Source organism: Tenacibaculum aquaeponti (assembly GCF_052084715.1).
Lineage (GTDB): Bacteria > Bacteroidota > Bacteroidia > Flavobacteriales > Flavobacteriaceae > Polaribacter.
The window spans coordinates 331353-352466 of record NZ_CP197288.1; the positions used below are offsets into that span (position 1 = coordinate 331353).

The following is a 21114-nucleotide window of genomic DNA, read 5'->3' on the forward strand; positions in this document are numbered from 1 at the left end:
GGTTGTTTTGTGTTGGATTGTTTAATTTTTTAAAATTGTAATACATTGTAAAACAATGATTTAAAAAGGTGTTTTTCCTCTTTTAAAGAATATCTTTAATTCGTAAATTTAAAATGTAAATAAATCTAAATATAAAGTACTTTCTTTCCCCCGATTTACATCTTGTGTATGTAGCTTTAAACCTTCTAAACATAAATTTAGGAGGTTTTATGTTTTATTCAGGCAACCTTTTTCAAAACTATGTAGTCTATATATTTGTAAGAGGACAAAAACAGTGAATTGAAAATAATTTCTTTACATACAAAATCACAACAGCAACGTAAAAAAGCGATTAAAGGAGATCGTGAAGCTCAAGAGCAAATATTTAAAGAACACGCTCCTGTTATGCTTAGTGTATGTAGGCAATATGTAAAAGATATTCATCATGCAGAAGATTTAATGTTACAAGGTTTTTTAAAAGTTTTTAAAAATTTAGAGAAATTTAAAAACGAAGGAAGCTTTGAAGGTTGGATTAGAAAAATAATGGTGAATACTTGTATTAGTTATTTAAGAAAGAAAAATCACTTAGAATTTACAGATGAAGAATATCAGTTTAATGATATGGTTACTCATAACATTGAAAATACATCAGTAGAAGATATTCAGAGATTAATTGACGCCTTACCAGATGGTTATAAAATGGTTTTCAATTTGTACGCAATAGAAGGTTACAAACATCACGAAATAGCTAAGAAGTTATCTATTTCAGAAAGTACTTCTAAATCGCAGTTATTTAAAGCTCGTAAATGGTTACAAGCTAATTATATTAAAATGAATAGAATTAAAGATGCAGACAGATAATTTTGACAAACAAATAGCCGAAAAGCTTAAAAATAGAAGATTATCACCTTCTGGTTCTGCTTGGGAAAGGTTAAGTAATCAGCTAGATGAAGTTGATCAGTCTAAGCGTAAGAACAAAATGGTTCTTTTAAGTTATGTAGCTAGTATTTTACTTCTAATATCATTAGGGATGTTTTTCTTGAAAGATGATATTAATAATTCAATCGATTTTCCTAAACAGGAAATAATTACTAAAACAGAAAAAAAAGTCGATAACGATATATTCCAGAAAAAAAGTTCAAAAGAAGAGTTTAAACCAGTGGTTTTAGCAAAAAAAGATGAAGGTATAAAGAAACAAACTCATAAAACTAAAGTTAAAATCACAAGTAAAACAGAATTACTAAAGAAAGAATTTAATGATAAAGTAAATTTTATTAAAACTGAAATTTCAGAAGATAAATTATTAGCTCAGAAACAAAAAACAGTAAAAGATTCAGTTATAAATCAAAAAATAAAAACAGTAATACCAGCTACTAAAAGAATATATGTAAATGCAGATGATTTATTATATGCTGTTACTCATAACCCAGAGGAAGTAAAAGAATATTATGCTAAATACAAAATAAACAGAAATGATATTATAGATACAGTAAAATATAAGTTACTAAAATCTAATTTGAAAATTGACCCAGAAATAATTTTAGCCGAAGTAGAAAGTGCTATAGATGAATCTTATTATCAAGAAAATTTCATGGATAAATTCAAATCAAAACTATCAGAAGTTATTGTAGCAATTGCAGAAAGAAATAATAAATAGAAATTATAAAATAATTATCGATAATTAGACTTACCAAACCTTAAATCACGTTTAATTTAAAACTTAAAAAATGAAAAGAATACTACTAATATTAGTACTTCTATGTACTACTTATGCCCAATCTCAAGAAAAAACTTTTGAAAAAGAAGTAAAGAAAATTTCAATTGAAATAGAGAAAATTACGAAACAAGAAAAAGATAGCTTAAAGAAAAAAGTAAAAGCTATTAATAAAAGATTAAGTAAAGGAGAAATTACAGAAGAAAAAGCGAAACAATTAAAAAAAGAAGTAGCAGAGTTACACGCGTCAAATATAGAGAACAGAGTTAGTAAAGAAGAATTAAAACTACAACAATTAGTACAAGATAAAACTAATGGTAAAATAGTTAGTGATGATGCAGATTTTAATGATTATGTTTTCAATTTTCAAATTTTTGATAGAGGTATAGGTATTAGTAATGCTTCTGTAGGAGAGCGAAGAGTTAAGAGACATAGAAAAAGGAATAAAAGAACCACAAGTCAAATAGTTTTAGCTATGGGAGCAAATAATGTAATTGAAAATCATAACCTAGGTTCTATTAATAATTCTGAATATAAATTTTGGCAATCACGTTTTTACGAAATAGGATTTTCTTTAAAAACTAGGCTTTCAAAAGAACCATCTAAAACATATTTTAAATACGGTCTTTCTTTTTTATGGAACAATTTACGAGCAGATAATAACCAAATTCATGAAGTAAATGGAGACCAAACTAATTTAGTAACTTTTTCTGATAAACTTTCAGAAAGTAGATTGCGTCATGTACAAATGATTTTTCCAATGCATTTAGAATTTGATTTTTCAAAACATAAAAAATATGATGATGGTTTTGTGAAGGATAGAACCAACGAAGGAATTCGTTTAGGATTAGGAGGTTTCTTTGGATTTAAATTAGGAACAAGACAATATTTAGAGTATGAAAATAGTAATGGTATTGAGATTGAAGAAGTTCAAAAAGATCCGTTTAACACGAATACTTTAAATTATGGTTTAAGTGGTTATTTATCATACAAATGGTATGGATTGTATGTGAAATATGATTTAAATCCACTATTTAAAAATACAAATACACGAAACATATCTTTAGGAGTTCGTTTCGATATCGACTAAACTTTATTAAAAGTAGCGGTATTGTCCGCTACTTTTTCTTTTCCCATTCTGCTCTTAAATCATCAGATAAGATTCCTGTACCATCATGTTTCCATCCAGGAGGTTTAAAAAAATATAATAGTCTTTTTCTTACAGAAGTTTTACTTTTAAATACATCGGAAAGCATATGATACCATTCAATAAAAGCAATTTTAATAGGATTATAGGTATTAATATTTTTAACTAAACCATAAATAGGTTTTTCTACTTCAGGTTCAAAAGTTCCAAAGATTTTGTCCCAAATAATAAAAATACCAGCATGATTTCTATCTAAGTATTGGGGATTTGTTGCGTGATGAACTCTATGATGACTAGGGGTGTTAAAAATGGCTTCAAACCAATTAGGCATTTTCTGTATTAATTCAGTATGAATCCAATATTGATATAATAAGCTAATACTCATTTGAACCATAACCATTACAGGATGAAAACCAATAATTATTAAAGGAAGCCAAAAAATAAAAGTATAAAAACTTCCTGTCCAAGTTTGACGTAAAGCTGTACTTAAATTATATTTTTGAGAAGAATGATGAACTACATGGCTTGCCCAAAATAATCTACTTTCATGTGCAATTCGATGATTCCAATAGTACACAAAATCTTCAGCAAAAAGTAAAATAACCCAAGCCCACCAAGAAAAAGGGATGGTGAAAAACCGATACTTATATAAAAGTAAAAAGATAGTGAGTATAACTCCTTTAGTAAATAAACCAATAAAAACATTACCTAATCCCATTAAAATGGAAGTGTAAGCATCTTTAAACTCATAATTATCAAGTTTCACTTTTACAGTTAAAATGGCTTCAATAATTACTGTAATTACAAAAAATGGAATTGCATAATGAATTAACTCTGGCATTTCAGGAATTGTCATAATTTAGGGTTTATTTTTTGTGAATATACTAAAAAGAAAAATATTTGTTTTTATTATTCAATTATTAGATATATAAATGTTATATTTGCACGCTTTAAAAATTAATTTAAACATTTAATTATGAATCATTACGAAACTGTTTTCATTTTGAATCCCGTTTTATCTGAAGGTCAGATAAAGGAAACAGTAAAAAAGTTCGAGGACTATTTAGTTTCAAAAGGTGCAGAAATGATCCACAAAGAAGATTGGGGCTTAAAAAAATTAGCTTACCCTATCCAAAAGAAGAAAAGTGGTTTCTATCATTTATTCGAATTTAAATCAGCTGGTGAAGTAATTTCTCCATTTGAATTAGAGTTTAGACGTGACGATAGTATCATGCGTTACTTAACTGTAAAGTTAGACAAGCACGCTGCTGCTTGGGCTGAGAAGAGAAGACAAAGAGTTAAATCTGCAAAAAAGTAATCAATTATGTCATCAATTGAACAACAAGCAAAAGGAAACAAGCAGGGGGAAGTACGTTACTTAACTCCACTTGACATTGAAACTAAAAAAGAAGCTAAATACTGTCGTTTTAAGAAAAACGGTATCAAGTACATCGATTATAAAGATGCTGATTTCTTAATGTACTTAGTAAACGAGCAAGGTAAGATTTTACCAAGACGTTTAACAGGAACTTCATTAAAATATCAACGTAAAGTAGCACAAGCTATTAAAAGAGCTCGTCACTTAGCTTTAATGCCATACGTTGGTGATATGTTAAAATAAAAAAGAAGTAGAACAATGGAATTGATATTAAGACAAGACGTAGAAAATTTAGGTTTTAAAGATGATGTTGTAACTGTTAAGAATGGTTATGGACGTAACTACCTAATACCTCAAGGATATGCAGTTTTAGCTACTTCTTCAGCTAAGAAAGTATTAGCAGAAAATTTAAAGCAACGTGCTTTTAAAGAAGCTAAATTAGTAGAAGATGCTAACAAAATAGCAGAAACTATTAAAGGTTACGAATTAAAGATTGCCTCTAAAGTAGGAAGTGGAGATAAATTATTTGGATCTGTAAATAATGCTGATGTAGCTGATGCTTTAGCTAAAGAAGGTACTGAGATTGAAAAGAAATTTATCAAAGTTACCGGAGGTAATGTAAAAAGATTAGGTAAATATAACGCAGCTGTTCGTTTACATAGATCAGTAGTTGTAGATATTACATTTGAAGTAGTAGCTGAAAAATAATTTCAGAAATTTAACTTTAAAAAAATAAAAACACACTCAATGAGTGTGTTTTTTTATGATATAATGTGGAAAACCGTAATTTTAATTGCGGTTTTCCCTATTTAGAAACAGGTTTTTTCCTGTTTAAAAACCTTAAATAATTTGCAAATTGCCAATGCATATACTTTTATATAATTTATTTAGGGGATTATTTAATTATATAAGAAATAAAAACTCCGACGAAAGTCGGAGTTTTTTTATAAGTTAGATTACTATTTCTTGGTTTCTCATAATATCTTCAAAAGTTTCTCTTTTTCGTATTAAATAATCCTTACCTTCATGAATCATAACTTCTGCAGGTCTGTATCGAGAATTATAATTGGATGCCATAGAGAAACAATATGCTCCAGCATTATGGAAACATAAAATATCATCCTCTCTAATTTCATTAATTCTTCGGTTTGTACCAAAAGTATCTGTTTCACATATATATCCTACAATACTATAAAAACGTTCTCTTCCTTTTGGATTAGATAAGTTTTCTATAAAGTGGTACGAGTTATAAAACATAGGACGGATAAGGTGATTTAAACCACTATCAATTCCTGCAAATACAGTAGAAGTAGTTTGTTTAATAACATTTACTGTAGCTAAGAAATATCCTGCTTGACTCACTAAAAACTTTCCAGGTTCAAACATTAAGGTTAAATCTCTTCCGTATTCTTTACAGAAATCATTAAACCTTTTCGATAAATGTTTTCCTAAATCTTCAATATTTGTAGCAATGTCACCTTCTTTGTAAGGAACTTTAAATCCACTGCCAAAATCAATAAACTCAATATTTTTAAATTCTTTAGCAGTGTTGAAAAGAATTTCAGTAGCCATTAAAAAAGTATCTACATCTAGAATGTCAGAACCTGTATGCATATGAATACCATTTATATGCATGCCTGTGTTTTCTACTACTCTTTTTATATGTGGAACCTGATGTATTGAAATTCCAAATTTCGAATCGATATGTCCAACAGAAATTTTAGAGTTTCCACCTGCCATTACATGAGGGTTTATTCTAATACAAACCGGAATGTTTGGGTGTTTTTGACCGAATAATTCTAGAATAGATAAATTATCGATATTTATTTGTACTCCAAGCTTTGCTACATCTTCAATTTCTTTTAAAGAAACACCATTTGGAGTGTAAATAATGTCTTTTGGCTCAAATCCAGCTAATAAACCTAGTTTAACTTCTTGAATAGATACAGTATCTAATCCACTTCCTAATTTATTAAATACCTTTAGTATATTAACATTAGATAATGCCTTAGTTGCGTAATTAATTTTTACATTCTTTACCTTAGAAAAAGCTTTTGTTATTCTTTTGTATTGACTTATAATCTTTTCTGTATCATACACATATAAAGGACTTCCATGCTTTTTTGCTAAATCTAATAGTAAATTGTTCTCCATTTTTAAAATTAATTTTTTTCAAATGTATTGATATAAAAATTTAAAAAAAATTGAATGTGAGAATATAACACAATAGCCTATTATGTGAAAAAATTACATTTTTTTATTACAAATTGCAATTTTTCTTTGGTTTTTGGTAAAAAATAATATTATCTTTGTATCGAAATCAAAATTGATGGGAGTGTTTTCATATATTTGATTTTAATAGGAGGTTAATTAAAAACTCTGGTATTTCTTCACCAGAGTTTTTTCATTTTATAATATGTAGTAAATTTTCTATTTAAACTTCACTGAAACTTTTTCCGCTATACCAACAATAACTTCTGAAGCTTTAATCATAGATTCAACAGGAACATATTCGTATCTACCATGAAAATTATGCCCGCCTGCAAATATATTTGGACAAGGAAGTCCCATATAAGATAATTGAGAACCATCGGTTCCTCCTCTAATAGGTTTAATTAATGGTGTAATATTTAAATCTTTCATTACTTCTTCAGCAATATCTACGATATACATTACAGGTTCAACCTTTTCACGCATATTAAAATATTGATCTTTAATCACTACTTTAATTGCTTCTTTGCCAAGTTCATTATTAATTTTTTCAGCAACAGATATCATAGTTTCTTTTCTTTGCTGAAAAAGTTCCATGTCATGATCTCTAATAATGTATTTTAAAACTGTTTGCTCAACTTTGCCTTCCATTGTGTGTAAATGGAAAAAACCTTCGTAACCTGTAGTTTGTTCTGGAACTTCATTTTCAGGTAAAGTGTTGATGAATTGACTGGCAATAGTCATAGAATTCACCATTTTTCCTTTAGCGTAACCAGGATGAACAATTTTTCCTTCTATAGTAACAACTGCACCTGCAGCATTGAAGTTTTCATATTCTAATTCACCGATTTGGCTTCCGTCCATTGTGTATGCCCATTTTGCTCCAAACTTTTCTACATCAAATTTGTGAGCTCCTTTTCCAACTTCTTCATCTGGAGTAAAACAAATTCTGATTTTTCCATGTTTAATTTCTGGATGTTGAATTAAATACTCCATCGCTGTTACAATTTCTGTAACTCCAGCTTTATCGTCTGCTCCTAATAAAGTTGTACCATCTGTTGTAATTAAGGTTTGACCTTTATATTGTAATAAATCTTCAAAATACGAAGGCGATAAAACAATATTCTCTTTTTGATTTAAAACAATATCTTCACCATTATAATTCTCATGAATTTGAGGTTTTACATTTGCTCCAGTATAATCAGGACTTGTGTCTATATGTGCAACAAAACCAATTGTTGGTACTTCATAATCAATATTACTTGGTAACGTAGCCATTAAGTAACAATTTTCATCCAATTCTACATCTTTCATTCCAATACTGATTAATTCCTTTTCTAATAATCTAGCTAAATCCCATTGTTTTTCAGTACTTGGAAAAGCAGGATTTGTAGGGTCAGATTCAGTATCAATTGTCACGTATTTAATAAATCTATTAATTATGTTTTGTTTGTTCATTTATGTTTTGTTTGTTTTTTGAATGTTTATTTTACACGTACATTATTAATTAAAGTAATTGCAGAGCAAAGTCGCTCATTAATTAATGAATCACCATAAATTTCTGTTTTAGCATGTATAAAACCAGTTTCAGTTTTTCCATAAAGATTTAGAATATGGTAATTAAACTTTCCTCTTTTTCCTTTAGCTAAGTTATAATATGCGTCGTTTCTTTTGAATTTTATTTGTTTCGATTGTACTTCTTCAAGTTGTAATTCTTTATTATCACTTTTCACTTTATTAATAAAATCATTATCAATATTGTCAGGATTTGTGATAAAAGAAATATCGATTAAAGTAGCTTTAGATAAACTTAATGTTGTATCTGCAGCATAAATAGAAGAAACAGCTTCTTCATAATATAAATTAATCTTCCAGTGTTTTGGGAATTTTACAGTGAATTTTTTCTTAAAATCTTCAACCGTTTCTAAATTACCTGGAGAAGGAAATTCACAAGCAAATTCTTTACCTAATTCGTTAGAATCACATGATATAAATATAAATGCAGTGAAGAAAAATAGTAAATACTTTGTCATAATTATTTTTGTTCAAAATAAGCAATAAGCAAATCTACAACATAGCTGTAAGATTCTATTCCTTTTGTTTGATTATTCGCTTTTAAATAAGAATTATATCCTTTTTTTAAATAAGGTTCAATAGGGTTTTCATACTTTTTCCAAAACAAATAGTTGTCATTTAGTTCTTTCTTGATACCTTTATTTACTGTTTTCAAAAGTTCTTTATATAATTCTTTATCACGTTTTCTTATTTCTCGCATACAATATCGAAATGCCATTCGATAACCAGAGTAATTAAAATAAACATCATCACTATAAATACAAGCTAAAAAGCCTAAGAAATTAGCGTCGTTTTCTGCTGACCAACCGATTTGATGTGCAACTTCATGACAAGTAGTTGCTGGATAACCTGCTTTTGGAAGCATACTATTTACTTGTGCTTCACCTGTTATTGGATTTAAATATCCTGCTGTTCCGTTATAAGACTGAAATAAACTAACTAATGAGTTTTTTATAGCAGTATTTTTATAAGCGAGTTGCGGATAATCAATAGCTACATTTTTGTAAGCATCAGGTACTTTAGCATAAATTTCACTTGAAGAATAAGGAACATTAATTTTTAATGTATCGTTTTTTGTTATGTTGAAATGAATGTTATTGAAAATTTCAATAGTTTTCTTTGTAGTTCTTATTAATTGTTCTGTAGTATATTTAGATTGTTGTAAACCTAAGTTGTTAGCCAAAGGTTTTCTAAAATAATTTAATCCCCAAAACATATAAAAGCAAAAATAAACTACAGATAAAGCAGCAATAAATTGTACTAGTTTAGGAAATATGTTTTTTAATTTATTTTTAATTAAAATGTAAACCTGACGAATAAATAGAATAATTAGAGTAAACCCTAAAATATCTCCCAAAGAAAAAGGTAACCAACCTAAAAGAATTCTAAAAAATCTAGATATATATGGATATATCCCTGAAGAATAGTACTGTTCAATAAACTCATGCTTTTGGCTTAAAAATTGTACTATAAAGAACTGTATTGGTAATAATGTAGCAAGTATTACATGTTTCTTTTTTAATTTCATTGGGTAAAAATATAAAACAAAAATGTTATCAACATGTTAGTAACAGTTTTGTTTACATTTTTTGTGAAAAAAGAAAATTGTTAAAAATGAGGAACAATATGAACCTAAAAAATTACTTTTGTCACCATGGAGAAAACACAAAGTTTAAGGGGAGGAAGAGTTGATCGTTCGAGAGTCGTAAATTTAGAAAAAGGAAAATTACCACCACAAGCATTAGATCTTGAGGAGGCAGTTTTAGGAGCTATGATGACCGATAAAAAGGGGATTGATGAAGTGATAGATATTTTACATCCTGAAGCTTTTTATGATAAAAGACACCAAGAAATTTATGCAGCTATTTATGCTTTATTTCAAAATTCTGAACCAATAGATTTATTAACCGTATCTAATCAATTAAGAAAAGAAGGAAAGCTAGAAATAGCTGGTGGAGATTTTTATATTATTGGTTTAACACAAAAGGTAGCTTCTTCTGCTCATATTGAGTTTCACTCGAGAATTATACTTGAAAAGTTTATTCAGAGAAAATTAATTTCTATTTCTTCGGAAATTATTGAAAGTGCTTATGACGAAACTACAGATGTTTTTGATTTATTAGATGATGCGGAAGGAAAACTTTTCGAAGTAACACAAGGAAATCTTAAAAAAGGAGCAGAGAATGCTCAATCGCTTGTACAACAAGCAATCAATAAAATTCAAGAGATTTCAAATAAAGAAGGAATGAGTGGTTTAGCAACTGGTTTTACTAAGCTAGATGCACTTACTTCTGGATGGCAACCAACGGATTTAATTATTATTGCTGCTCGTCCGGGTATGGGAAAAACAGCATTTGTAATTTCGATGGCAAAGAATATGGCAATAGATTTTAATCACGCAGTTGCTTTGTTTTCTTTGGAGATGTCTTCTGTACAGTTAATTACTCGTATGATTTCTTCAGAAACTGGCTTAACTTCAGAGAAATTGCGTAAAGGAAACTTAGAACCACATGAATGGGAGCAATTAAATGTAAAAGTTAAAAAACTATCTGACGCACCTATTTATATTGATGATACTCCAGCTTTATCTATTTTCGACTTACGTGCAAAAGCTCGTCGTTTAGTATCACAGCATGGAGTAAAGATCTTAATCATAGATTATTTACAGTTAATGACAGCTGGTGGAGCAGGAGGTAACCGTGAACAGGAGATATCGATGATTTCACGTAACTTAAAAGCTTTAGCAAAGGAATTAGATGTACCAGTAATTGCATTATCGCAGTTATCACGTTCGGTAGAAACACGTGGAGGAAGTAAACGCCCACTTTTATCCGATCTTCGTGAATCTGGAGCAATCGAGCAGGATGCCGATATTGTATCATTTATTTTCCGTCCTGAATATTATGGAATGACAGAATGGGATGACGATGATCATTCACCTTGTGAAGGGCAAGGAGAATTTATTGTAGCAAAACACCGTAATGGTGGTTTAGATAATATTCGTTTGAAGTTTACAGGACATTTAGCTAAATTCTCAGATTTAGAAGAAGGATTTAGTAGTGAATTTCAATCTAGTATGAATACATTTGAGTCTGGTTCTTTACCATCTCCATCTGCCGCAGATGCTTTTGGAGCTCCAGAACCACCTTCAACTCCAGATTTTAATGATGATGTACCATTTTAAACTCAAATAGTGGAAATAGTTTTTATCATAATAGTAATATCAACATATCTATTTATATTTATTTGGGGATACAGTTATGAATATAAAAAAAATCCTAAAGGTTTTTTAAAAACTATCATTGGAATGCCAATAGCCATGTTTGCTTCGTATATGGGATTTCCTGAATTAGATAAGAAAATTAAAGATTGGACAGAAAAATAACAATAAACAAATCACAAAAAATATTAAAATACACAATTGCTTTATGGTAATTGTGTATTTTAGTTTTTACATATGAAGAAATACATAATATTACTAGTAATTATATTATTATCAAATACTGTATCGGCATCATTTATTTACCTGCCGATGAGTCATGATAATCAAAAAAACCATTTAAAAGCTTATGGTATTGTTTATTACGGACTTCAAAATGGATTAAAAGCGAAGTGGTTATTAAATTACGATGGAGGAGCTTTTTTAATTGAACATAATGATGCTGTTGTTAACGAATGTAAAATAAGAGGAGTTTCTTACGAGGTAATTTCAGATGTTAAATCTCAATTAATATTAGAAGAGATTTCATCACCAAGTAAAAATCAAGAAGCTGTAACTTTAGAGAAAGCTCCTAAAATAGCAGTGTATTCACCAAAAGATAAAATGCCTTGGGATGACGCTGTAACTATGGTGTTAACTTATGCAGAAATACCTTTTGATGTTGTTTACGATGAAGAAGTGTTGTCTGATAAATTGTTATTATATGAGTGGTTGCATTTACATCATGAAGATTTTACAGGACAATATGGACGTTTTTACGGAGCTTTTAGAACTGCTCCTTGGTATATTCAACAAAAGAAAGATGCTGAAGCCTTAGCTACAAAATTAGGATATAGTAAAGTTTCTGAAGCAAAACGAGATGTATCTAAAAAGATTAGAGATTTTGTAATTGGGGGAGGATTTATGTTTGCTATGTGTTCTGCTACTGATAGTTTTGATATTGCTTTAGCAGCAGATGGTGTAGATATTTGTGAAGCTATGTTTGATGGAGATCCTTCTGAACCAAATTATCAATCGAAAATTGATTATAACAAAACCTTTGCGTTTAAAAATTTCGAATTAATTCGTAACCCAACTACTTATGAGTTTTCTTCAATAGATATGACAAGAAAGCGAAGAATTAATAAAGAAGTAGATTATTTTGTTTTGAAAGATTTTTCTGCAAAATGGGATCAAGTTCCAACAATGTTGTGTCAAAATCATACTCAACTTGTAAAAGGTTTTATGGGACAAACAACTTCTTTTGAGAGAAGAGCAATTAAATCTAATGTTATGGTTTTAGGCGAGAATAAAACCAATAGAGAAGCAAGATACATTCATGGTACAAAAGGGAAAGGTTTATTTACTTTTTATGGAGGACATGATCCTGAAGATTATCAACATAGAGTAGGGGATCCAAAAACAGAGTTAGACTTACATCCAACTTCACCTGGATATCGTTTAATTTTAAATAATGTTCTGTTTCCAGCTGCTAAAAAGAAAAAACAAAAGACTTGATAACCTTTGTTTTACACATTAAAAATATTTAGAACCCTCACACGTTTTAAAACATGTGAGGGTTTTTAAGTGTAAATAGTATAATGATATATAGAGTGTTTCTTACAATGTTATTATTTTGTATTTCATGTTCGTCAAATGATGTAACGCATGATCGTAAAATGACAAATGATTTCATCAAATCATTATTGAAAAATGAAGATTTTTTAAAAGTAAATGGAATATTAGAAGTTTCTCTATGGAGTCCAGATTTAGTGAAAGAAAACATTGATTTCCTGAGTAATAGTCTAAAGATAAGGGATTTAAAGCATCTAAATTTTCAATTAAGTTTGTTGGATAGTTTTAGAGTTCCTTCAATTTTGATTAAACCTAAAAGAATAATCACTATAAATGAATATAAAGATTTTACTGCATTACTTGAATTGTTTCACAAAGAAGACTATTCTTACCTTGATTGGTTAGAAAAGAAAAATTGTAAATATGGATTTGGATCAATATCAAAACCGATTTTCAATGAGAAATACGATCGCGCTTTGATATATTTTGAAAAAATTTGTGGACCTCTTTGTGGCGGAGGAACGATAGCTTTATATGAACTTGAAGAAAATGAGTGGAAACAGAAAAATGTTATTGATCATTGGATACAATAAGATTTAGTTAATTAAAAACATAGAGATTTTGTAAGGTCATAAAAAAGGTTAGCATATAAAATGCTAACCTTATTATTATATATAAATACTACTATTTAATATCTTTAAGCATTTCTTTAACAGATCGTTCTAATTGCTGATCACGACCATTGTCAATAATACCAGGCATATTTTTTACTTTAATCATTGGTTCGGTTTGGTTATTTTCCATCCATCTACCAGATTTATCTTTAGCACTTACAGGAACAACTCCCCAATAACTTCCATCAGGTAAACCTTCCCAACCAGCAAAGCTACATGTTCCAGGAACAGGCATTCCTACTGTTTTACCAATTTTAAGATCTGTATATCCAGCAGCATAACAATGTCCGTCAGAATAATTACTTTCATTAAACATGGTTAATGTTGGTTTTGTCCAACGAGACGTTGGTTCACCACCGACAACTTTAGCTTCAGTTTCATAAGAAATAAAAGGTACGCCAGTAAAGAACATAGCTAAGTCGGCAACTAAATCACCACCACCGTTAAATCGAGTATCGATAATCATTCCTTTACGTTCGAAGAATTTACCCATAATATCTTTGTAAATACTTCTATATGGACCATCACTCATTCCAGGAATATGAACATATCCTAATTTTCCATTACTTAATCTATCTACTTCTTTTTCGTTAGTTTTTACCCATCTCTTATATAATAAGCTACTTTCTTCACCAAGAGAAATTGGTTTTATTGTTATAGTTTGTTTTTTCTTAGTTTTAGGATCAGTAATATCTAATAAAACAAATTTTCTAGCTTTTCTATTTAAATATTTAGCAACATCAACATTTTTATCGATAGTAACACCATCAATTTTTTCAATGATCATTCCTGCTTTTACATTTAAAGATGATTTGTCTAACGGACCCTCTTTTATGATTTCATCAATTAAAATACCATCATCTTTATGATTGTAATTCATGAAAATTCCAAGAGAAGCAGTAGCATCTGCATTATTGATACTAGTTCTATAACCTGCACCAGCATGTGAAACGTTTAATTCACCTAACATTTCAGAAAGCATTTCAGAAAACTCAAAAGAATTACCAATTGATGGTAAATACTTTTTGTATTCCTTTTTCATTTGCTTCCAATTGATACCATGAAAATCTGGATGATAGAAAATCGCATTAGTTCTAATCCAAACGTGATCGAACATTGCTTCTCTTTCTGCATCAGTATCTAATAGCATTTCACCATTAATCTTAACGCCTTTATTACTTTTCTTAGCTGGAGCTATTTTCGAAATTCTTCCTCCACTTAGTAAGTATAAGTTTTTCATATCCTTATCCCATTGAAGTGAACCAAAATTAGCATTTAAACGCATTACCATTTTAGTTTCCTTTGTGCGTAAATTTGTACTCCAAAGGTTCATTTTTCCTTCAAAACGAGCTAAGTAGTATAAAATATCACCTTTCTTTGATAATACAGCATCACCTAAACTAGAAGAATGAATAGTAAGTCTCTTAGTACGATCTTTCATACTGTCCCAATCGAAAGTAAGAGGTTTAATTTCCTTCTTTTTATCAGTTTTCTTCTTATCTTTTTTATCGTCTTTTTTGTCCTTTTTGGCAGTCTCTTTTTTCTTGTTCTTCTTTTGTTCAGCTTTAATAGCTTCCATTAATTTGAAATCTTCATCACTAAGATTAAATTGATCCCAAGCATCTTGTGTAAAGAACATACTGTATACATCAGTTTGAGACTGACCGCTAGTTGCGTAAGATTTTAAACCATTTCGATTACTAAACCATAGCATTTGCTTTCCTCCGTTAACCCATTTCGGATAATAATCACTATATCCGCTTTCAGTTAAATTAACACGTTTAGATCCGTCTGCGGCCATTAATAAAACTTCACTATTGCTTAACGTTTTACTCCATCCGACTAATAACCATTTGCTATCTGGACTCCAAGTATAATATTTATCTCCATCTCTCATATGGAATAAATCTTTTGGAGTAAGTAATGTTACTTGCTTTTTAGATTTTAAATCCATTACTTTTAAAGTACGACGACCTTCAACAAAAGCAATTTTAGATCCGTCAGGAGAAAACTCAGGTAAGTAATTATCAAATTTATTTTCAATTACTGGAGATTCTTTAATTAAAGTAGAAGCAAAAAAGAAAGGTTCTTCTTTTCTAACTTTTTCAGTTTTGTAAATACTCCATTTTCCATTTCTTTCACTACTATATACTACAGATTTACCATCTGGTGTCCAAGTAACAAAACGTTCTCTTTCAGGAGTATTTGTTAATCTTTTTGTAAACGATTCATTTACAGAAGTAACAAAAACTTCACCGCGAGCTATAAAAGCAATTTCTTTTCCATTAGGAGAAATAGCCATTTCGTTTACACCTCCATTAATAGATACAAATTTGTCACTGTTATCAATACTCTGTGTTCTAATAATAACATTTACTTTAGAAGGTTTTTCTCCTTCTTTCATTGTATATAACTCACCGTCGTAACCAAAACTTAAAGTTCCGTTACCCATGCTTAGAAAACGAACAGGATGCAACTTGAAACTAGTTATCTGTTGATTTTGATTAGGGTTATTTAAGTTAATTTTATAAACATTAAATGTTCCACTTTTTTCACTTAAATAATACATGCTTTTTTCATCTTCAGAAAAAATAGGTTGTCTATCTTCTCCTTCAAATGAAGTAATCATTTTATGAGTTTTATTTTTAGTATTGTAACTCCAGATATCTCTAGTAATTGAAGATTTATGATGCTTACGCCATTCATTTTCTCCACCTTTCTTATCATGATATAGCATTGTTTGTCCGTCTTTAGATACTTGAACATCTTCAGCAGGAACAGTTAACAATTGACTCACTCTACCACTAGAAACCGGAACACTATATAATTCTGGTTGCGATCCAGTAGGGTATTGTCTATGCTTTACATGATCTTGGCGTTGAGCACCGAAGATTACATTTTTATTATCTGCTGAAAATGAAAATGGAGTTTCATTACTAGAATGAAAAGTTAATCTTTCTGCAGCACCTCCACGAGCATCCATAACATAAATGTCAAAGTTTCCGTAACGATTAGAAGCAAAAGCGATTTTTTTACCATCTTTACTCCAAATAGCTTTATAATCATGTGCTTTATGGAAAGTTAATTGTGTTGCGTTTCCTCCATTAGAAGAAACTTTGTACAAGTCACCTTTATAGGTGAATACTATTTCTTTTCCATCAGGTGAAATAGATGAGTGTCTTAACCAATTAGGTTTCTCTTGAGAGAATAAATTAAAGGTTAATAATGTAAATAATATTGAAATGTATTTCATTTGGTTAATTTTTCGGCCAATCTACTAAATAGATGGAAGTTAATTATGTTAATTTTGGTTAAAAAGCTCGAGGAATATTTAATTTGAATTATTTTTTTTCAATTCATTAATAAAGTAAGAAGGTTTTACATTAGTGAATTTATAAAATGCCTTAGAGAAAGATTCAGCACTTTTAAAACCAACTTCTTCGGCAAGTGCTTTTACAGTATATTTTTGAAAAGTAGAATTATGTTTTAACTCGTTAACGATGTACTTTATACGAAGTTGATTAATATAATTAGAGAAATTTTGTTGTTTGTGCTGATTGATAACTTTGGATAAATAAGAAGAATTTGTTTCTAAATGACTAGCTAATTTTTTAAGATTGATTTCTGGGTTTAAAAATTCTTTATTTTTTTCGAATAAATCTAATTCCTTAAGTATAGCTTCACTTATTTCTTTTGAAATTTGGTAAGAATCTTGTCTAGGTATTAAAGTTGTATTATTAAATGATACTGTATTAGAGTTTTGTTCTTTTTCAATTAGTTTTGAAAATTGACGTTTATAATTACGTTTTCTTTTGGTTTGGTAGATTAAAATTAGAAGAATTATTAAAATTCCGGTTCCATATAATAGTTTATAAAGTTGATTTCGATTTGCTTTTTTTTGCAACTTAGCAATAATTTTATTTTTCTCAGCAATGAGTTTGGGTTTATCGTAATTTTCTGATAATGAAATATTTAGTTCTTTATTTGTTTTGTTGTTGTAGTTGTTAATATCAATTAGACTATTTAAGTAGTTTAATTGTTCAGTTAAGTTATTTTCGTTTTTTGATTTTTCAATTAGAAAATAATATGTCTTTTCAATTTCAGGATTTATAATATTTTCCTTCTTGTAAATAGAGTCAACTTTATAGTGAAATCTTTGAGCTTCTTTATAATTATTTGTTTTATCATAACATATAGCTAGTTGTGTGTAGCAGTAAGACAGTCGATTAATTGCTACGTGATCAGAAATAATAAATTTGACATATCTTTTTAAATGTTTAATAGCGATGTCATACTTTTTTTCTTCAAATTTAAGTTTAGCATTGTAGTATAGAAGAGTTCTAGTATGTTCTAAAGATTTATATTGATATGGAATTCCATAACCTTTATCTAAAAAATAATATGCAGAGTCGTATTTTTTTAATAATGAGTAAATTAATGTAAGTTTGTTATATATTTTATATGTTAAAATAGGATTATTTGAATTAGTTTTCTTTTTTTTCAATATTTCATTAAAAATATCTTTTGCTCCTTTATATTGTTTGTTAGCGAGTTTAATTGTTCCTATTCTATAATTAACAAATTCATAAATACTATCATTTTTATAATAATTTATAATTTTCTTAATCGCTAAATATTCTTTTAAAGCTTTGTTTTTAAGTTTTTTTACTTCGTATGCATTTGCTTTCTGACTTCTGATCTCAATTAAAAAATCATATTTTTTTTGAGGTTCATATATTTTTATAAGAGAGTCACAAAAAACATGAAATTCCCTATAATCATTTTTGTATTGAGATAATAAAAAGTTTCCGTAAAGTTTATAAGTAAATGATTTATTCTTTTCTGCTTTTTTTAAATATGCACGAGCATAAACTTTTGCTATTGCAGTATCTTTTAAATTCTTGTAGAAAGAGTTTATGAAATAAGCATATGATTTCTCAGCTAAACTATCGTTTACAATTTCTTGTCCTTTTAAATTTTGATTGATTAAAAAAGTAGAAAAAAAGAGAAAAAAGAATTTATAAAATTTCATTAACGAAGCGATTTTTAACAAAAATAAGTATTAAAAAGTTAAAAATAAGTACTCATTTTATGGTTTTGTTTTATAGTAGTTTAGATGTTTTAGGACTCGTTTTTTATAAAACGTGGGTACAATTTATTGTGTAATTAAAACTTTAAGATTTTCTTTGGGGTAAGAAAAGGGTTCGGGGGAATTAAAGAGGACGGGAAAATCTCTTAGGAAAAAGAAAATTTAATCAACTAAATAATCGAGCCCTTTTTTCTTTGTCAATTAGCTTTTTTTTCATTCTGAATCTATTACTTTTGTGTCAACAAAATAATATACAATGCCAACAACACAACAACTTCAAGATTTTACACAACAAGTTCGTCGAGATATACTTCGTATGGTACATGCAGTAAATTCAGGTCACCCTGGTGGATCATTAGGATGTGCAGAATTTTTTACATGTTTATATCAGGAGGTAATGGATTATTCTACTGATTTTAATATGAATGGAGAAAATGAAGATTTATTTTTCTTATCTAACGGTCATATTTCACCAGTATATTATAGTGTTTTATCAAGAAGTGGTTTCTTTCCAGTAGAAGAATTAGCTACTTTCAGAAAATTAGATTCTCGTTTACAAGGTCACCCAACTACTCACGAACATTTACCAGGAATTAGAATTGCATCTGGTTCTTTAGGGCAAGGAATGAGTGTTGCAATTGGTGCAGCAGAAGCTAAGAAATTAAATAATGATAATAAATTAGTATTCTCTTTACATGGTGATGGAGAATTACAAGAAGGTCAAGTTTGGGAGGCAGCAATGTACGCAGCTGCTAAAAAAGTAGACAACTTAATTTCAACTGTAGATGTAAACGAAAAACAAATAGATGGTACTACAGATGAAGTATTAGCTATGGGAAGTTTAAAAGCTAAATTTGAAGCTTTTGGATGGGATGTTTTAGAAGTTAAACAAGGAAATGACGTTGCAGCTGTTTTAGAAGGTTTAAATGAAGCTAAATCTAGAACAGGAAAAGGAAAACCAGTTTGTATTTTATTATATACAGAAATGGGGAATGGAGTAGATTTTATGATGCACACACATGCTTGGCATGGAAAAGCTCCTAACGATGAGCAATTAGAATCTGCATTAGCTCAAAATCCTGCTACTTTAGGAGATTACTAATCAGATTAATATCAATATAAAACGCCGCTACTTAACATAGCGGCGTTTCTTTTTTATTATTATTAACATTTCAGCGTAAACAAATATGTATTTTTACGTACTAAAAGATCAAACAATTTTAACTCAATGAAAATAGGTATTGTATGCTATCCTACTTTTGGTGGAAGTGGAGTAATGGCAACTGAATTAGGAATGGCATTAGCTAATAAAGGACATGAAGTTCATTTTATAACATACAATCAACCTGTTCGTTTAGATTTTATTTCACATAACTTGCATTTTCATGAAGTGATGTTAGAAGAATACCCATTATTTCAATATCAGCCTTATGAATTAGCATTATCTACTAAAATGGTAGAAGTTGTAAAACAATATAATTTAGAAGTTTTACATGTACATTATGCTATTCCACATGCCTATGCTGCCTATATGGCTAAAAAAATGCTTAAAGAGAAAGGTATTAAAGTAAAAGTGGTAACTACATTACATGGGACAGATATTACTTTAGTTGGAAGTCATCCGTCATACAAAACAGCTGCAGAGTTTAGTATTAATAAATCTGATGAAGTGACTGCTGTTTCTAATAGTTTAAGAGAAGATACATTACGATTATTTAATATTGAAAAAGATATTAAAGTGGTATATAATTTTATAGATACAGTTAAGTACGATATGGCTGATCAAGAAGAATGTATGCGTAGTGCAGTTGCAAATCCTGAAGAAAGAATCTTAACTCATGTAAGTAATTTTAGACCTGTAAAAAGAGTTTTAGATGTAGTTAAGGTTTTTCATAAAGTACAACAAAAAACACCTGCAAAACTATTAATGGTAGGTGATGGACCAGAGCGTTTAAAAGCTGAAAATTTAGCTAAAGAATTAGGAATTGCAGATAAGATATTATTCTTAGGAAACAGTAACGAAGTAGCTAAACTTTTATGTTATACCGATGTGTTTTTATTACCATCAGTAGCAGAAAGTTTCGGGTTAGCAGCTTTAGAAGCTATGGCAGCAAATACAGCTGTAATATCAACAAATGCAGGAGGTTTACCAGAAGTAAATGTTCATGGAAAAACAGGTTTTTTAAGTGATGTTGGAGATGTTGAAGATATGGCAAATAACACATTGAAAATTTTAGAAAACGACGCTTCTTTATTAGGGTTTAAACAAAGAGCTAAAGCGCATACAAAACAGTTTTCTTTAGATAAGATTTTACCACAATATGAAAAGATTTATCAAGCTTGTTTTTAAGTTACAAAACGTTATTGTGATTAATTGTTAGTTGACTGTTTTTTTATATTTAATTTTATGTAATCACCTAACTATGTCCTTAGATCTGGTTTATTTTAAAAAAATATAAAATCTTCCCTAGAGATATATAACTTGGTTTTAATTTTTTTATTGGACTTAGATTCTAATATTCAGTTTAATTTTTTTGATAAACTTAATAATATTGAAAATAATAATGTTTTTA

Annotated in this window: 19 protein-coding genes; 12 read left to right on the plus strand and 7 right to left on the minus strand. The window is 29.0% G+C overall.

What is annotated here, in order from left to right; translation table 11 throughout:
* Positions 1 to 279 precede the first annotated feature (279 nt).
* The 3 genes from ACSIGC_RS01570 to ACSIGC_RS01580 all read left to right on the plus strand — a co-directional run bounded on the left by ACSIGC_RS01570 (position 280) and on the right by ACSIGC_RS01580 (position 2783).
* Positions 280 to 840, plus strand: coding sequence for an RNA polymerase sigma factor (locus tag ACSIGC_RS01570; RefSeq protein ID WP_442266426.1), 561 nt, complete (start codon positions 280 to 282; stop codon positions 838 to 840).
* The gene (locus ACSIGC_RS01575; RefSeq protein WP_442266427.1) at positions 827 to 1636 is read left to right on the plus strand and encodes a hypothetical protein; all 810 of its coding nucleotides are present in this window, start codon (positions 827 to 829) and stop codon (positions 1634 to 1636) included. Before ACSIGC_RS01570 ends, ACSIGC_RS01575 begins: the two co-directional genes overlap by 14 nt.
* Positions 1637 to 1706: 70 nt before the next feature.
* Positions 1707 to 2783 carry a hypothetical protein gene (locus ACSIGC_RS01580; protein ID WP_442266428.1) on the plus strand — a complete coding sequence of 359 codons (1077 nt, stop codon included), beginning with the start codon at positions 1707 to 1709 and terminating at the stop codon, positions 2781 to 2783.
* 28 nt (positions 2784 to 2811) lie between these two features.
* Here the strand turns inward: ACSIGC_RS01580 and ACSIGC_RS01585 are convergent, their stop codons facing one another.
* Positions 2812 to 3696 carry a sterol desaturase family protein gene (locus tag ACSIGC_RS01585; protein ID WP_442266429.1) on the minus strand — a complete coding sequence of 295 codons (885 nt, stop codon included), beginning with the start codon at positions 3694 to 3696 and terminating at the stop codon, positions 2812 to 2814.
* A 120-nt stretch (positions 3697 to 3816) separates the two neighbouring features.
* Between ACSIGC_RS01585 and rpsF the strand changes: the two genes are divergently transcribed.
* Genes rpsF through rplI form a run of 3 tightly spaced genes read left to right on the plus strand, consistent with a single transcriptional unit; the run spans position 3817 to position 4926 of the window.
* Positions 3817 to 4158, plus strand: a complete 342-nt coding sequence (gene rpsF / locus ACSIGC_RS01590; RefSeq protein ID WP_442266430.1) for a 30S ribosomal protein S6 — start codon at positions 3817 to 3819, stop codon at positions 4156 to 4158.
* 3 nt (positions 4159 to 4161) lie between these two features.
* Positions 4162 to 4461 carry a 30S ribosomal protein S18 gene (rpsR, locus tag ACSIGC_RS01595; RefSeq protein WP_173862380.1) on the plus strand — a complete coding sequence of 100 codons (300 nt, stop codon included), beginning with the start codon at positions 4162 to 4164 and terminating at the stop codon, positions 4459 to 4461.
* A 15-nt stretch (positions 4462 to 4476) separates the two neighbouring features.
* The gene (gene rplI, locus ACSIGC_RS01600; protein ID WP_442266431.1) at positions 4477 to 4926 is read left to right on the plus strand and encodes a 50S ribosomal protein L9; all 450 of its coding nucleotides are present in this window, start codon (positions 4477 to 4479) and stop codon (positions 4924 to 4926) included.
* Positions 4927 to 5169: 243 nt separating this feature from the next.
* Here the strand turns inward: rplI and lysA are convergent, their stop codons facing one another.
* From lysA to ACSIGC_RS01620, 4 genes are all read right to left on the minus strand, one after another.
* Entirely contained in the window at positions 5170 to 6372 is a 1203-nt protein-coding gene (gene lysA / locus ACSIGC_RS01605) for a diaminopimelate decarboxylase (RefSeq protein ID WP_442266432.1), read from the minus strand.
* A gap of 276 nt (positions 6373 to 6648) precedes the next feature.
* Positions 6649 to 7887 (minus strand): peptidase T, encoded by a 1239-nt coding sequence (gene pepT / locus ACSIGC_RS01610; RefSeq protein ID WP_442266433.1) that lies wholly within the window; start codon positions 7885 to 7887, stop codon positions 6649 to 6651.
* Between the two features lie 26 nt (positions 7888 to 7913).
* A complete protein-coding gene (locus ACSIGC_RS01615; protein WP_442266434.1) occupies positions 7914 to 8462 on the minus strand; it encodes a hypothetical protein in 549 nt (182 codons plus the stop codon).
* Positions 8463 to 8464: 2 nt separating this feature from the next.
* On the minus strand, positions 8465 to 9532 hold the full coding sequence (locus ACSIGC_RS01620; RefSeq protein ID WP_442266435.1) for a DUF3810 domain-containing protein: 1068 nt from the start codon (positions 9530 to 9532) through the stop codon (positions 8465 to 8467).
* A 126-nt stretch (positions 9533 to 9658) separates the two neighbouring features.
* On the opposite strand from ACSIGC_RS01620, the gene dnaB reads away from it, so the two are divergent.
* The 4 genes from dnaB to ACSIGC_RS01640 all read left to right on the plus strand — a co-directional run bounded on the left by dnaB (position 9659) and on the right by ACSIGC_RS01640 (position 13371).
* Positions 9659 to 11188, plus strand: a complete 1530-nt coding sequence (dnaB, locus tag ACSIGC_RS01625; RefSeq protein WP_442266436.1) for a replicative DNA helicase — start codon at positions 9659 to 9661, stop codon at positions 11186 to 11188.
* Positions 11189 to 11197: 9 nt separating this feature from the next.
* A complete protein-coding gene (locus tag ACSIGC_RS01630) occupies positions 11198 to 11389 on the plus strand; it encodes a hypothetical protein (RefSeq protein ID WP_442266437.1) in 192 nt (63 codons plus the stop codon).
* Positions 11390 to 11461: 72 nt separating this feature from the next.
* Positions 11462 to 12721, plus strand: a complete 1260-nt coding sequence (locus ACSIGC_RS01635) for an asparagine synthetase B (protein ID WP_442266438.1) — start codon at positions 11462 to 11464, stop codon at positions 12719 to 12721.
* Between the two features lie 83 nt (positions 12722 to 12804).
* On the plus strand, positions 12805 to 13371 hold the full coding sequence (locus ACSIGC_RS01640) for a hypothetical protein (protein WP_442266439.1): 567 nt from the start codon (positions 12805 to 12807) through the stop codon (positions 13369 to 13371).
* A 91-nt stretch (positions 13372 to 13462) separates the two neighbouring features.
* On the opposite strand, the gene ACSIGC_RS01645 is transcribed toward ACSIGC_RS01640, so the two are convergent.
* The gene (locus tag ACSIGC_RS01645) at positions 13463 to 16705 is read right to left on the minus strand and encodes a S41 family peptidase (RefSeq protein WP_442266440.1); all 3243 of its coding nucleotides are present in this window, start codon (positions 16703 to 16705) and stop codon (positions 13463 to 13465) included.
* 78 nt (positions 16706 to 16783) lie between these two features.
* Positions 16784 to 18484, minus strand: coding sequence for a helix-turn-helix domain-containing protein (locus tag ACSIGC_RS01650; protein ID WP_442266441.1), 1701 nt, complete (start codon positions 18482 to 18484; stop codon positions 16784 to 16786).
* A gap of 313 nt (positions 18485 to 18797) precedes the next feature.
* Between ACSIGC_RS01650 and ACSIGC_RS01655 the strand changes: the two genes are divergently transcribed.
* Together ACSIGC_RS01655 and bshA are read left to right on the plus strand one after the other, a co-directional pair.
* The gene (locus ACSIGC_RS01655; RefSeq protein WP_442266442.1) at positions 18798 to 19643 is read left to right on the plus strand and encodes a transketolase; all 846 of its coding nucleotides are present in this window, start codon (positions 18798 to 18800) and stop codon (positions 19641 to 19643) included.
* A gap of 126 nt (positions 19644 to 19769) precedes the next feature.
* Positions 19770 to 20891: an N-acetyl-alpha-D-glucosaminyl L-malate synthase BshA gene (gene bshA / locus ACSIGC_RS01660; protein WP_442266443.1), complete on the plus strand. Its 1122-nt coding sequence runs from the start codon at positions 19770 to 19772 to the stop codon at positions 20889 to 20891.
* Positions 20892 to 21114: the final 223 nt, after the last annotated feature.